At 34.4% G+C, this 15,009-nt stretch carries 10 protein-coding genes; 9 read left to right on the plus strand and 1 reads right to left on the minus strand.

Going from position 1 to position 15,009, the window contains the following annotated elements; translation table 11 throughout:
- The first annotated feature begins 68 nt into the window (after positions 1-68).
- The 5 genes from OLM57_RS16980 to OLM57_RS17000 all read left to right on the plus strand — a co-directional run bounded on the left by OLM57_RS16980 (position 69) and on the right by OLM57_RS17000 (position 6,627).
- Positions 69-938: a hypothetical protein gene (locus tag OLM57_RS16980; RefSeq protein WP_264564874.1), complete on the plus strand. Its 870-nt coding sequence runs from the start codon at positions 69-71 to the stop codon at positions 936-938.
- 116 nt (positions 939-1,054) lie between these two features.
- Positions 1,055-1,495, plus strand: coding sequence for a hypothetical protein (locus OLM57_RS16985; RefSeq protein ID WP_264564875.1), 441 nt, complete (start codon positions 1,055-1,057; stop codon positions 1,493-1,495).
- A 292-nt stretch (positions 1,496-1,787) separates the two neighbouring features.
- Entirely contained in the window at positions 1,788-3,545 is a 1,758-nt protein-coding gene (locus tag OLM57_RS16990; protein WP_264564876.1) for a patatin-like phospholipase family protein, read from the plus strand.
- 152 nt (positions 3,546-3,697) lie between these two features.
- Complete coding sequence (locus OLM57_RS16995; RefSeq protein ID WP_264564877.1) at positions 3,698-5,479, plus strand: AMP-dependent synthetase/ligase; 1,782 nt, start codon at positions 3,698-3,700, stop codon at positions 5,477-5,479.
- A 98-nt stretch (positions 5,480-5,577) separates the two neighbouring features.
- Positions 5,578-6,627 carry a proline iminopeptidase-family hydrolase gene (locus OLM57_RS17000; protein ID WP_264564878.1) on the plus strand — a complete coding sequence of 350 codons (1,050 nt, stop codon included), beginning with the start codon at positions 5,578-5,580 and terminating at the stop codon, positions 6,625-6,627.
- 56 nt (positions 6,628-6,683) lie between these two features.
- Here the strand turns inward: OLM57_RS17000 and OLM57_RS17005 are convergent, their stop codons facing one another.
- A complete protein-coding gene (locus tag OLM57_RS17005; protein ID WP_264564879.1) occupies positions 6,684-8,675 on the minus strand; it encodes an AAA family ATPase in 1,992 nt (663 codons plus the stop codon).
- Between the two features lie 402 nt (positions 8,676-9,077).
- On the opposite strand from OLM57_RS17005, the gene OLM57_RS17010 reads away from it, so the two are divergent.
- From OLM57_RS17010 to OLM57_RS17025, 4 genes are all read left to right on the plus strand, one after another.
- The gene (locus tag OLM57_RS17010) at positions 9,078-9,545 is read left to right on the plus strand and encodes a MarR family winged helix-turn-helix transcriptional regulator (protein WP_264564880.1); all 468 of its coding nucleotides are present in this window, start codon (positions 9,078-9,080) and stop codon (positions 9,543-9,545) included.
- A complete protein-coding gene (locus tag OLM57_RS17015; RefSeq protein WP_264566922.1) occupies positions 9,529-11,919 on the plus strand; it encodes a 3-hydroxyacyl-CoA dehydrogenase/enoyl-CoA hydratase family protein in 2,391 nt (796 codons plus the stop codon). Before OLM57_RS17010 ends, OLM57_RS17015 begins: the two co-directional genes overlap by 17 nt.
- A 79-nt stretch (positions 11,920-11,998) precedes the next feature.
- The gene (locus tag OLM57_RS17020) at positions 11,999-13,180 is read left to right on the plus strand and encodes an acetyl-CoA C-acyltransferase (protein ID WP_264564881.1); all 1,182 of its coding nucleotides are present in this window, start codon (positions 11,999-12,001) and stop codon (positions 13,178-13,180) included.
- A gap of 32 nt (positions 13,181-13,212) precedes the next feature.
- Positions 13,213-15,003, plus strand: coding sequence for an acyl-CoA dehydrogenase family protein (locus tag OLM57_RS17025; RefSeq protein WP_264564882.1), 1,791 nt, complete (start codon positions 13,213-13,215; stop codon positions 15,001-15,003).
- The last annotated feature ends 6 nt before the right edge of the window (positions 15,004-15,009 follow it).

Genomic DNA, 15,009 nt, shown 5'->3' on the forward strand with positions numbered 1-15,009 from the left:
TTATTGCGACGGGTTTTTTTTATGAAAAACTCCCCTCTTCAAACCATAATTAATCAAAAGCCCCACTTATGAATAATTTTACCAAATCTATTTTCTCATTATGTCTATTTCTTTTAATCAATCCCGTTTTTTCGCAAGTGAATGACGAAACATCGAAAGCGAATCCGATGCTAGAATTATTGGGATCCAATGCCAAAACTTTAGGCTTAAAAGGAAATGTAAAAGAAATGCAGGAGCAAAAATTCTCTTTAGATGCAAAAGGAAAAAAAATTGTCGATTCTGTACTATCCAATAATATTTATAAATTTGACAAAGACGGCTTGACGAAAGAGTTTGAGCAAAATTACAGCAATACGCAATCCAAAAAATATTTTTTTAGTTACACCAACAAAGGTTATATTTCACATATCGATATTGAAACTACAGATTTATCAAAAAACAAAGACACATCGGATACCTATTTAACCAATCAATATCTTGCAGCCGTTTTTTCAACAGTTGATTATAAATATGTAAAAAAGAAAAATATTTTATACAAAGGAGAAGATCAGACAGAAGGAAAGAAAAACATCCGAAACGAGTATTTTTATCATTTCAATGATGACAATCAAATTGTGCAAATTGATTACCAATCTACAGATTTAACTACAAAGTACATTTACGATTCTAATGGATTGATAAAAGAGATTTACAGTTTAAAATCAGGCATCATAACCAACAAGGCTGTTTGTAAATATGAAAAAAACATACTGATCAACATTCTGACAATTTCAACAGATAACAAAACAAAACTGCCAAATAACGAAACCGTAATAAATTACAAATTTGATACTAAAGGCAATATCACTGAAAAAAAAATAGTATCCTATCTCTATTCACCAAACGGAAACAAAGAATTTTTAGAAGGTAATTTATATCAATACGATTATATTTATTAGTCATTTTTATTATTTAAAATCAGTTTGTATCTTGCTCTAGAATAATAAAACCCAAATTTAGCCCGGCAATATCCCATTGCTATTTAGTCTTAAAAAAACCAAATTAACCTACATTTATGAGAATCATTACTTTACTCTTTACCGCATTTTTATTAAATGCAACACATTCTTTTGCCCAAATTAAAGTCACAAAAATTGTGGCACAAAACAAGGACATTTATATAGAAAATGTCATTGGTTATCCAATAACGGGAATCTACAATTATGTCAATCAACTCGAACCTGTTACTCTATTAAACGAAGACGGTACCGGAACAATCCAGAATGAAGATCTTACCAAAGAAAATATCATTTGGGGAATCGAATGTTCGGAATCGGGAATTCCAATTTTCAAAGAAGGTTTTAATAGCGCTTCCTATTCATTTTGGTATAAAAAGGACGAAAATATCAAATCCAAAAATGAAGAAAGTGACTGGACCCAAACGTCATTTACGATTCATTATGATAAAAAGAAAATTTTCATTTCGGGAGAAAGAGTAAAAGAATATATCGAATAGTTTTAATTCAAAAAAAATTAAATCCAGATAAGCGTTCATCAAAAATGAGCGTTTTTTTTTGTCTAAAAATCAACTGTAAATTAACAAAATTAAATAAAACGCTAACATTCAGAGACTTATATTTAAAATTTATTTTTTTAATGAAGCATTATTACTACATTTACAATGCTATTTATTTTTAATTCATTTTTTTAAAATAGAAAGTGTCAAAATCGCCATGACTTTAAATCAAACTCCCCAATAAAAATAATCATAGCGATACTTATTTCCGAAATTTAAATACCAACTATATATGAAAAATAAGACTTTCAGAATCGGAATATGTATGGCGGGCGCAGTATCTGCAGGTGCCTATACAGCAGGTGTAATGGATTATTTAATGGAAGCTTTGAATGAATGGGAAAAGAAAAAAGGTCAGCCAAATGTACCAAACCACAAAGTGGTAATACCAATAATGGGTGGAGCTTCAGCTGGTGGAATGACTTCTTTATTGACTGCCAGCACCATAAATAATGAGATTAAACCGGTCCTTTTGCCCAATAAAACCAATCTTCTGGACGAACATCCCGAAAACAAACTTTATCACAGTTGGGTTGACTTGGTTGACAAAGACATGTTTCAAAAAATGCTGGATACATCAGACATTTCATCTGGAAATGTAGTTTCGTTACTGAACTCCAATTTTATAGACGATATTGCAACAAAAATGCTTAAATCAGATACGTTAAATTGGAAAATAGCGCCTTCCTTTTTTGAAATGCCTGTAAAAGTATTTACCACGCTCTCCAACCTGAACGGATTCAATTACAACACCAATTTTAACGGAGGGATTCGAAAAGAAAAATACAATATGGCGGTTCATAATGACTATGCCTGTTTTGAACTTTATGACGAAAATACTCAAACTCCTCAAACCCCTGGATGGATGCCCTTGAATTTCAAAACCGGAGCTTTTATACAAACAGCAAGAGATGCTGCAATGGCAACAGGCGCATTTCCAGTTGGTCTCAAATCCAGAATTTTGGAAAGAGAGGCAACTTATATCAATGCTATTCCATGGCTGAAGGACATTTTTCAAAATACTCCAGTTAGCGAGAATAAATTAAAAACACTTAATGTCGATGGAGGAATGATTAATAATGAACCTTTCGAAAAAGTGAGATATTTGCTGGACGAAATTACAATAGAGCAAAGAAGCGCCGCATATAATGCTCTGAACAAGGATCAAAGACAAGAGTTTCTTAATGAGATTAACTCTCTTCATAAAAACTTCGAAAATACGGTCTTAATGATTGATCCATTCCCAAGTCAGGATAAAACCGAATTCGATTATAGCCAAAACCTAACCAATATTATATCTGAAACCTTTTCGGCAATGACAGCCCAAATGCGTGCAAAGCCAATAAATTACCGTAGCGCAATGGAACAGGATGATGCCAGTCAATTTATAATTTCTCCCTCCCGAAAAAGAGAAGATACAGATGGCATATTCAAAGATTTTTTTGGCGAAAAAGCAATAGCTTGCGGGACAATGGGCGGATTTGGTGGTTTTTTGAACAAAGAGTTCAGAATTCATGATTATTTTTTGGGAAAATACAATTGTGAAATGTTTTTGAGAAAGTATTTTACAATTCCGGAAGACGCTTTGCTGGCGAACCCAATATTTGCAGAAGGATACAGTGGAGTAGACAAAAGCGCTTATGTAGTTGTAGGTGCCGACGGAAAAAGAAGCTACCCAATCATACCCATTTTCAAGCCAGAAACTCCTACCGACTCATTTCCATTACCCGTTTTTTCTTGTGGAGGCAACTGGCCAAAAGTAGCTGAAAATTTTATTAATGCTTATGAAAAGCCAATAAAAAATAGGGTAGAAAAAATCATTTTAAATATTGTCAAATTAAGTTCCTCAACTCTTTTCTTTTTAAAAATAGGTTCTTTTGTAGTGCTGAATAAAGTAATAGGCAAAAAAGTGGTCAACTCAATTAAGGACTCTCTTCACAAATGGAATTTAATAGACAATTATTCACCAAACAAGGAGGAAACGTATTAAACACTGAGATAAAATAACTTTTTTTAGGAGTTTTAAGAAATCGATTTCGTTGATTGTCAATTCTGTAATTATATTTTTAATATTTATTATGCTAAAAAAAATAAATATTAATAATTTTTATTTAATTTGCGACCTAAACCAATAAATATACGATGACAACGATCACCCGTCTCTTTGATTTTCCATACTATCAGTTAGAAAATTATGACAAACAAGATGCTTTAGTAACCAAGCAAAATGGGATTTGGGTGAAAACCTCAACTCAAGAATATATTGATAATGCCAATACTGTTTCCAGAGCATTGCTGCGAATGGGTATTCAAAAAAATGACAAAATAGCTATTATATCTAGCAGCAATAGAACAGAGTGGCACATCATGGATATTGGTATTCTACAAACCGGTGCGCAAAACGTTCCTATTTATCCAACTATCGCTCAGGAAGATTATGAGTACATTCTAAATCATTCTGAAGCCATTTACGTTTTTGTTTCAGATATTGAAGTCCTAACCAAAGTAAATAATATAAAAGCGAATGTTCCTTCGTTGAAAGAAGTATTTTGCTTTAATGAAATAGAAGGCTGCAGAAACTGGACCGAATTATTAAAACTGGGTGAAGACAAAAGCAATCAGGATGTTGTTGAAGATAGAAAAAACAATGTAAAAGCGGATGATTTAGCGACCATCATTTATACATCGGGAACTACAGGAAGACCAAAAGGGGTTATGCTTTCGCACAACAATATTGTGTCAAATGTTCTGAATAGCGCACCAAGAATTCCTTTTGAAGCAGGAAAAAGTGTGGCACTAAGCTTCCTTCCTATCTGCCATATCTTCGAAAGAATGATTTTATATTTATACCAATACTATGGTGTTTCCGTCTATTTTGGTGAATCAATTGATAAAATCAGTGACAATCTAAAAGAAGTAAGACCAAATGTAATTACTGCAGTACCAAGACTTCTTGAAAAAGTATATGATAAAATCTATGCTAAAGGTTTAGAATTAAAAGGAATAAAAAGACTACTTTTCTTTTGGGCAATTAATTTAGGTTTGCATTATGCGCCTTATGGAGCCAATGGATTTTGGTATGAATTCCAATTAAAAATTGCCCGTAAATTAATTTTCAGTAAATGGAAAGAAGGACTCGGTGGTAATTTGGATTTAATGGTTTCCGGTAGTGCTGCGCTTCAAAAAAGATTAGCCCGTGTTTTTGCAGCTGCCGAAATTCCAGTTATGGAAGGTTACGGATTGACAGAAACCTCTCCTGTAATTACTGTAAACGACATGAGAAATAGAGGATTTCAAGTAGGAACCGTAGGAAAAGCCATTGATAATGTAGAAGTTAAAATTGCTGAAGATGGCGAAATTCTTTGCAAAGGGCCAAACGTAATGATGGGCTATTACAAAGATCCAGAAAAAACAGCTGAAGCAATTATCGACGGATATTTTCATACAGGAGATATCGGAAATGTTGATGCCAATGGATTCTTGACCATTACCGATCGTAAGAAAGAAATGTTCAAAACCTCTGGAGGAAAATACATTGCACCTCAAATTATCGAAAATACCATGAAACAATCTCGTTTTATCGAGCAGATTATGGTAATTGGTGATGGCGAAAAAATGCCTGGAGCTTTTATACAGCCTAGTTTTGAATTTATAAGAGAATGGGAAAAACTACACGGAATTGAAGTCGGTAAAACCAATGAAGAAGTAATTGCTCATCCAAAAGTAATTGCCCGTATTCAGGAAGAAATTGATCATCTCAATCCAAAATTCGGAAATTGGGAACAAATCAAACGTTTCGAATTAACACCAGATGTGTGGTCCATTGAGGGCGGACACCTTACACCAACCCTAAAACTAAGACGAAAAATTATATTGGAAATTTACAAAAACCTATACATAAAAATATACGGTCATTTCGAATAAAAATCCACTAAATCAAAAATTCACAAGTCCTGATAGCTACTATCGGGACTTTTGTATTTAAAAACTTCTTATCTTCACAATCACTTAAAAAACATCACATGAAAATAAAAATCTACTCCCTCCTTTTCATCAGCCTCTTTTTAATGGCAGGCTGTAAAGAAAAAACAGAAGACAGCGTAAAAGCCAATTATCTGAGTTTTGCCAAAAGAAACGATCAGTTTACCGGCGGGATCAAAATGATTCTGATTACCACTCCAAAAGGCACTTTCAAGGTTTGGACAAAAACGGTGGGCAACAATCCAACGATCAAAGTATTGTTGCTTCACGGAGGTCCCGGTCTAACGCATGAGCTGTATGAAGCTTTTGACGGCTATTTCCCAAACGAAAGTATTGAGTACATCTATTACGACCAATTGGGTTCCTATTACAGTGACCAGCCGAATGACAATAGTTTGTGGACCAACGAACGCTTTGTCGAAGAAGTAGAACAGGTTCGAAAAGCATTGGGTTGTGACAACACCAACTTTTATGTTTTGGGACAATCCTGGGGCGGAATCCTTGCGATGGAATATGCTTTGAAATACCAAAAGAATCTCAAAGGACTGATTATTTCCAACATGATGGCCAGCGCACCTGCGTACAACAAATATGCCGAAGAAGTTCTTGGACCCAAACTTCCAAAAGCTGTTTTTGACCAAATCAAAACATTCGAAAAAAACAAGGATTACACCAACCCAAAATACACCGAACTGCTGTTCAAATATTATTATACCGAACACATACTGAGAATGCCTGTTGATCAATGGCCAGAATCCATAAACAGGGCTTTCAAGCACATGAACCCGTCTGTGTATGTGTACATGCAAGGCCCGAGTGAATTTGGAATTACCGGAAACGCTACATTAAAAGATTGGGATGTCACTGCCCGACTCAAAACGATTACTGTTCCTACGCTGGTGATTGGTGCCAAATTCGATACTATGGATCCCAAACACATGGAATGGATGTCCCACGAAGTGCAAAACGGACGCTTTTTGTTTTGCCCGAACGGAAGCCACCTTTCGCAATACGATGACCAGAAAAACTATTTCAAAGGCGTGATTCAGTTTTTGAGAGATGTGGATAGCGGGGATTTTAAGAAAGGGTGAATAGATACAAACTCCTATAAACAAAAAATCACAACTATCGAGTCGTGATTTTTTGTTTATGTTTTTTGTGTTATAAAATCATAAATTTCAATGGTTAAGTTTTCAATTTCTTTATTCTTAGACAAGACTTCCCATGAAAAATTTTTATTAAAAACTAACTCGCTTAATTCACGTTTATTAATAATTGTTCCAAAGGAATCATTTGATTTCACTTCGTAATTAGATTGATTAAGAATCGATTTTTTCGAAATATTACCCATTTTTTTTCTTAATTCCTCTAGAAATTCCCCAACATATTTTTTCTCGAAATCTGAATAATTAACTTCGGATAATGCTTCATTAATTTTTAATAAAATATCAGTTTCATGTGACTTAATCAACGTTTTATTACAAAGATCAATTAGAATTCCTTTCCACATTTCATTAGTCAAAAGATTCTCTATTTCTCTAATATTCCAAACAACCTTAGGAATAAAATTATCTGTTTTTGCATCTTCCAACTCTTTTAATCTAATTCCTTTTTTACTACTTTGTTTAGATGCATCAGAATCTGCTAAAAGAAATATTCTGTTACTAATTGCCAAAGCTTTTATGTCATTTAAAACAATATCCACATCTTCCTTTTCTACTTTATCATCAAAAATATAATGATCAATATTTGAACCGGCGTATTCGAAAAATGCAAAATCTATATCTTCTTTTGGATATGATTTTTTAATTGAATTGCAATAGGATTTTAAAAATGCTTTAATATAGTTTCTATCAGATATCCCTTCTACCCAAATACTACAATTTGCCATAAAAACCGATGAATTATTCACCCCCAAATCCTTAAGTAATTTATTATCACCACGATTGACATTTTTAATTACAAATTGTTTTTCTCCACCTTTATCATTCTTTGGAGAAAAGGAATAAATCGATACATTATCTTTTTCGATAGTTAAATCTAAAAAATGATTAGAATGAGTGGTAATTATATAGTTTAATTTTTTACTCTTTAAATCTTTGTTAGTTGTAATTTGCTCCAAAAACAATCTTTGCATACCTGGATGTAGGTTAAGTTCAGGTTCATCAATAAATACAAAAGAATCTGGCTCAGCCATAAAGATTTTATACATTAAAATAATGATAGCCTGAATTCCATCTCCTAATTCATAAAGTTTACGAGTTTCTTTTTCTCCTTCTATATGAACACTTATTATTTCTAAATTATTATTCCCTTTTAAACTCTCATCTTTATCAAATTCAGCAACAATATCAATTTTTTTACCATCAAAAAAATTAATTCTAATAAACTCCTCGAATTTATCAAATTTGCTTCTTATTTCTCTTTTAGAGTTTCTTGTATTTAAAATTTCTTTATAAAGATGAACACCTGTAAAAACATCAATATTAATATTTTTTAATCCATAATAATTATCAAGCGTTTCTAAATAAATATCACTCTCAATTTTAGAGTATTTATCTAAATCAAAATTAAATAAAGAATGTGCTGTTCTTAATGTTGGTATATAATACTTTTTAAAATTTTTGAAAATTTTTATAAAGTCATTATTAATTTTCGAATAACCAGAAATAAAAATATTTGTTACATCAAAACTTCTTAAATTTTCTAGATTTGCTTTATTCTGTTTTATTATTTTCACAAGATCTTCAATATCATTAAAATTGAGTTCTGTCAGTCTATTTTCTAATAATACTTTTGCTTTTTGATCATCAACATTATCTCCACTGATATATATAGTCCTTTTAGAGTTTTCATCATAAGTATTATATTTTTCATCAATTATTGAATTAGTATTCGAAATTCTATAATTATATGCTCTAATTTCTGTTTCTAAAAAAAGTAAATCTTTAACTCCAACAAAGTAATTATTTGACATTAATTGTCTTATAAATCTACTTTTCCCACTATTATTTGCTCCTACAATAATATTAATAGAATTAAATTTTGGAAAAAAAGAAATAGACTTCTCTTCATCATTTAAAAAATAATCCTTAAATTTTTCACTTTCATTTAAAATCAAATCATGAACATTCTCCATAGTTTTCGTTTTATTAATTCATAAAAAAGGTATCTTTTCACTCATTAGCAAATATATTATCTAACAACTTTTTTCTCAAATATAATTATAATAAATTTCTTAGAATTACGGCAATCCGTAAAAAGTGAATAAATCGGTTTATCGGTTGTCTGTCAAATGTAAAAGGACTTGCAATAATGCCATTTTGTGTGCTCCAAATCAAAATTTCAATCCTTTTTATACAAAACTCAAAAAAGCATCCTTTTTGCTAAAATAAGAATATACTGCGCATGCATAATATTTTCTAAAGTCCTTATTTCAAAGGAGTTTTTTATCTATATTTATAAAATATTAAAAAAAAACGAAATTTATTATGCGTGCATAGTATTTTTTTTATTACTTTTGAAATCGATATAGTAGAATATGAAAAACAAAACAATAGATTATATCCTAAGAGCAACTTGGCAAGCCGTATCCAGAATGTACAACGAAGAAGCTCATAAATATGACGCGACAATGGCAACTGGATTTGCATTATTAAGTATTGACAGAGAAGAAGGAACACCGTCAACTGCATTGGGACCCAGAATGGGAATGGAAGCTACAAGTTTGACAAGAACATTAAAATCGATGGAAGAAAAAGGGCTAATCACCCGCAAGAAAAATCCTGAAGACGGCAGAGGCGTTTTGATTTACCTGACCGATTTTGGAAAAGAAAAAAGAGAGCTTTCGAAGAATACCGTTTTGAATTTTAATGACTCTGTAAGAAAACACATTTCGGAAGAAAAGATAAACACTTTCATTGAAGTAGCAGAAATAATCAACGAACTAATTCAGAATAAAAACATATTTAATCAACAAGAAAACAGTAATGATGAATCGAACCATTAAAAAAGTTGCAGTAATTGGATCCGGAATTATGGGTTCAGGAATTGCTTGTCATTTTGCCAACATTGGTGTAGAAGTCTTACTTTTGGACATTGTACCAAGAGAATTGACCGATGCAGAAGCCAAAAAAGGGCTAACGCTTGAGAGTAAAATTGTTCGCAACCGTGTGGTAAACGAACATTTGGCCAACTCCTTAAAATCAAAGCCCTCTCCTATTTACAGTCAAAAATTCGCCAGCCGAATCACCACTGGAAATACTACGGACGATATGGCCAAGATTGCCAATGTAGATTGGATTATCGAGGTGGTTGTGGAGCGTTTGGACATCAAAAAAATGGTTTTTGAGCAAATTGAAAAATTTAGAAAACCAGGAACTTTGGTAACATCCAACACTTCTGGTATTCCAATTCACTTTATGAGCGAAGGACGTAGCGATGATTTTCAAAAACACTTCTGTGGTACTCACTTTTTTAACCCGGCTCGTTACTTAAAATTATTCGAAATTATTCCTGGTCCACAAACTTCAACAGAAGTATTGGATTTCTTAACGATATACGGAGAAAAATTCTTGGGAAAAACTTCGGTTGTTGCCAAAGACACTCCAGCCTTTATCGGAAACCGTATCGGTATTTACGGAATTCAAAGTTTGTTCCACTTGGTAAAAGAATTGGGATTGACTATTGAAGAAGTAGATAAACTGACCGGTCCGGTTATTGGCCGTCCAAAATCGGCTACCTTCAGAACTGTAGACGTTGTTGGATTGGATACTTTGGTGCATGTTGCCAACGGAATCTACGAAAACTGCCCGACAGACGAACAACACGAGTTGTTCAAACTTCCGGAATTTGTTAACAAAATGATGGAAAACAAATGGTTGGGAAGCAAAACGGGTCAAGGTTTCTACAAAAAAGTAGACAAAGACATTCTTTCTTTGGACTTGGATACTTTGGAATACCGTCCAGCGAAGAGAGCCTCTTTCGCTACTTTGGAATTGACCAAAACGATTGACAAACCAATCAACAGATTTAAGGTTTTAGTTAAAGGAAAAGACAAAGCTGGTGAATTCTACAGAAAAAGTTTCTCTGGAATGTTTGCTTATGTTTCCAACCGTATTCCTGAAATCTCAGATGAATTATACAAAATAGACGATGCCATGAAAGCTGGTTTTGGATGGGAAAATGGTCCATTCGAAATTTGGGACGCCATTGGTCTTGAAAAAGGAATCGAAATCATGAAAGCCGAAGGTCTTGAACCTGCAGCTTGGGTTACCGAAATGTTAGCTTCTGGAAGTACTAGTTTTTATACTATTAAAGAAGGAGCAACTTATTTCTATAATATTCCAACCAAATCGCAAACTAAAGTTCCAGGCCAAGATGCATTCATCATCTTGAACAACATTCGCGAAAGCAAAAAAGTTTGGAGTAATAGCGGTGCTATCATCCAAGATTTGGGTGACGGAATTTTGAATTTAGAATTCCAATCCAAAATGAATACTATTGGAGGTGATGTTTTAGCTGCGATCAACAAAGCGATAGATTTGTCCGAAAAAGAATATCAAGGTTTGGTTATTGGAAACCAAGCAGCAAATTTCTCTGTTGGTGCTAATATCGGAATGATTTTCATGATGGCAGTGGAGCAAGAATACGATGAATTGAATATGGCTATTAAAATGTTCCAAGACACGATGATGCGTGTGCGTTATTCTGGAATCCCTGTTGTAGTTGCTCCTCACGGAATGACTTTTGGTGGTGGTTGCGAAATGAGTTTGCATGCTGATAAAGTGGTTGCTGCTGCAGAAACCTATATGGGATTGGTTGAATTTGGTGTTGGGGTTATTCCTGGCGGTGGAGGTTCGAAAGAATTGGCCTTACGTGCATCCGATTTATTCCGTAAAAACGATGTAGAATTGAATGTTTTACAAGAGTATTTCATGACCATCGCTATGGCAAAAGTATCAACTTCTGGTTATGAAGCTTTCGATACTGGACTTCTTCAACATGGTAAAGATATTATCGTAGTCAACAAAGATCGTCAGATCGCTGAAGCTAAGAAACATGCTTTATTAATGGCAGAAGCGGGTTATACCCAACCAATCCGCAGAACAGATGTAAAAGTTTTGGGTAAACAAGCATTAGGAATGTTCTTGGTAGGAACTAACCAAATGGTTGCTGGTAAATACATCTCAGAGCACGATCTAAAAATTGCAAACAAACTAGCTTACGTTATGGCTGGTGGTGATTTATCTGAAGCTACATTGGTGTCTGAACAGTATTTATTGGATATTGAAAGAGAAGCATTTTTATCACTTTGTACTGAGAGAAAAACATTGGAGCGAATTCAGTTTATGTTAACTAAGGGGAAACCACTCCGCAATTAATTTTAAATTATAAATTATGAATTTTAAATGTCCTTTGAATTAATTCAAAATTTAGAATTCAAAATTCAAAATAATAATTATGAAAACAGCATATATAGTTAAAGCGTATCGTACTGCGGTAGGAAAAGCACCAAAAGGAGTTTTTAGATTTAAAAGACCTGATGAGTTGGCTGCAGAAACCATTCAATACATGATGAATGAGTTGCCTGATTTTGACAAAACACGTATTGACGACGTTATGGTAGGAAACGCCATGCCGGAAGCAGAACAAGGTTTGAACGTAGGACGATTAATCTCTTTGATGGGATTAAAAGTAGATGATGTTCCTGGTGTTACCGTAAACAGATATTGTGCTTCGGGATTGGAAACAATTGGAATGGCGACTGCCAAAATCCAATCGGGAATGGCACACTGCATCATTGCCGGCGGAGCTGAAAGCATGAGTTATATTCCAATGGGAGGTTACAAACCTACTCCGGATTATGCTGTTGCAAAAGCGGGACACGAGGATTACTACTGGGGAATGGGATTGACATCGGAAGCGGTGGCCAAACAATTCAACATTTCTCGTGCGGATCAAGATGAATTTGCTTTTCAATCACACAACAAAGCTTTGAAAGCACAAGCAGAAGGTAAATTTGACAAACAAATTGTTCCAATTACGGTAGAGCAAACTTTTATCAATGAAAATGGTAAAAAAGAAACCAAATCGTATGTGGTAAACAAAGACGAAGGTCCAAGAGTTGGTACTTCTTTGGAAGGATTAGCAGGTCTTAGAGCTGTTTTTGCTGCAGACGGAAGTGTAACGGCTGGTAACTCTTCACAAATGAGTGATGGTGCTGCTTTTGTACTGGTTATGAGCGAAGAAATGGTAAAAGAATTAAACCTTCAACCAATTGCTCGTTTGGTAAACTTCGCCTCTGCAGGCGTTGAGCCAAGAATCATGGGAATTGGTCCTGTAAAAGCGATTCCAAAAGCGTTGAAACAAGCAGGATTGACCCTAAATGATATCGATTTAATTGAATTGAACGAAGCTTTTGCTTCACAAGCATTGGCAGTTACCCGCGAATTGAACTTGAATCCTGATATCATCAATGTGAATGGTGGAGCGATTGCCTTGGGTCACCCACTAGGTTGTACCGGAGCCAAACTTTCTGTTCAATTATTTGATGAAATGAAACGCAGAGGAAGCAAATACGGAATTGTGAGTATGTGTGTGGGAACTGGACAAGGAAGTGCGGGGATTTACGAGTTAATGTAATTAAAAAAGTCTATTACTTAAAAAAAAATAAAATGAGCGACAAAACAAGAGGTGGTCAATTCATCGTAAAAGAAACAAAATGTGAAGATATTTTCACGCCAGAAGATTTCAATGAAGAGCAGTTAATGATGCGTGACTCTGTAAAAGAGTTCGTTGACAAAGAATTGTGGGCACACAAAGATCGTTTTGAGAAAAAAGATTACGCATATACACAAGAGTGTATGAAAAAAGCAGGAGATCTTGGTTTCTTAAGCGTAGCTGTCCCTGAAGCTTATGGCGGAATGGGAATGGGATTTGTAAATACTGTTTTGGTATGTGACTATATTTCGGGAGCAACGGGTTCATTTTCTACTGCTTTTGGAGCTCACACTGGAATTGGAACAATGCCAATTACATTATACGGAACAGAGGAGCAAAAACAAAAATATGTGCCTAAATTAGCTTCTGGAGAATGGTTTGGCGCTTATTGCTTGACTGAACCAGGTGCTGGTTCTGATGCTAATTCTGGAAAAACAAAAGCTGTTTTATCTGAAGACGGAAAAACATATTCGATCACTGGACAAAAAATGTGGATTTCGAATGCAGGATTCTGTTCTGTATTCATCGTATTCGCAAGAATAGGTGACGACAAAAACATCACCGGATTTATCGTAGAAAACACTCCAGATAATGGAATCTCGATGAATGAAGAAGAGCATAAATTAGGTATTCGTGCTTCTTCTACTCGTCAGGTTTTTTTCAATGAGACCAAAGTTCCTGCTGAAAATATGTTGTCTGAAAGAGGAAATGGTTTCAAAATCGCAATGAACGCCTTGAACGTAGGTCGCATCAAATTGGCAGCAGCTTGTTTGGACGCACAACGTAGAGTAATCACTGGAGCGGTTCACTACTCTAATGAAAGAATCCAGTTTAATACTGCTATTTCTCAATTTGGTGCTATTCGTTCTAAATTGGCCGAAATGGCAACTTCTTGCTACGCAGGAGAAAGTGCTTCTTACCGTGCTGCCAAAGACATTGAAGATCGTATCACCGAGCGTGAAACTGCTGGTGCTTCTCACCAAGAGTCAGAATTAAAAGGTGTTGAAGAATATGCAATCGAGTGTTCTATCTTGAAAGTAGCTGTTTCTGAAGACGTTCAAAACTGTGCCGATGAAGGAATCCAAATCTTTGGAGGAATGGGATTCTCTGAAGACACTCCTATGGAAAGTGCTTGGAGAGATGCCCGTATTGCCCGTATCTACGAAGGAACAAACGAAATCAACAGAATGCTTTCTGTTGGTATGTTGATCAAAAAAGCAATGAAAGGTCACGTTGATTTACTAGGACCTGCTTCTAAAGTACAAGAAGAATTAATGGGAATTCCATCTTTTGAAACTCCTGATTATTCTGAATTGTTTGCTGAAGAAAAAGAAATGATCGGTAAATTGAAAAAAGCGTTCCTAATGGTTGCTGGTGGTGCCGTTCAAAAATACGGTCCAGACTTAGATGCTCACCAACAATTATTGATGGCAGCATCAGATATCTTAATTGAAATCTATATGGCTGAAAGTACCATCTTGAGAACCGAAAAATTAGCGAAAGCAAACGGCGCTGACAAAATCAAAGAACAAATCGCAATGGCACAATTATACTTGTACCAAGCAGTTGATATCATCACTCAAAAAGGAAAAGAAAGCATTATTTCTTTTGCTGAAGGTGACGAACAACGTATGATGTTAATGGGATTACGTCGTTTCACTAAATACACTAACATGCCAAATGTTGTTGGTTTAAGAGAAACAATCACCACAAAATTAGTTGCAGAAAACGCATACTGTTTCTAATACACC

Origin of the sequence: Flavobacterium sp. N3904, assembly GCF_025947305.1 — a bacterium.
Taxonomy (GTDB): domain Bacteria; phylum Bacteroidota; class Bacteroidia; order Flavobacteriales; family Flavobacteriaceae; genus Flavobacterium.

Coding starts and splice junctions, on each gene's coding strand:
- OLM57_RS16995 (WP_264564877.1), top strand. CDS start 3,698: ATGACAACGATCACCCGTCTCTTTGATTTTCCATACTATCAGTTAGAA.
- OLM57_RS16980 (WP_264564874.1), top strand. CDS start 69: ATGAATAATTTTACCAAATCTATTTTCTCATTATGTCTATTTCTTTTA.
- OLM57_RS17015 (WP_264566922.1), top strand. CDS start 9,529: ATGAATCGAACCATTAAAAAAGTTGCAGTAATTGGATCCGGAATTATG.
- OLM57_RS17010 (WP_264564880.1), top strand. CDS start 9,078: ATGAAAAACAAAACAATAGATTATATCCTAAGAGCAACTTGGCAAGCC.
- OLM57_RS16990 (WP_264564876.1), top strand. CDS start 1,788: ATGAAAAATAAGACTTTCAGAATCGGAATATGTATGGCGGGCGCAGTA.
- OLM57_RS17020 (WP_264564881.1), top strand. CDS start 11,999: ATGAAAACAGCATATATAGTTAAAGCGTATCGTACTGCGGTAGGAAAA.
- OLM57_RS17025 (WP_264564882.1), top strand. CDS start 13,213: ATGAGCGACAAAACAAGAGGTGGTCAATTCATCGTAAAAGAAACAAAA.
- OLM57_RS16985 (WP_264564875.1), top strand. CDS start 1,055: ATGAGAATCATTACTTTACTCTTTACCGCATTTTTATTAAATGCAACA.
- OLM57_RS17005 (WP_264564879.1), bottom strand. CDS start 8,675: ATGGAGAATGTTCATGATTTGATTTTAAATGAAAGTGAAAAATTTAAG.
- OLM57_RS17000 (WP_264564878.1), top strand. CDS start 5,578: ATGAAAATAAAAATCTACTCCCTCCTTTTCATCAGCCTCTTTTTAATG.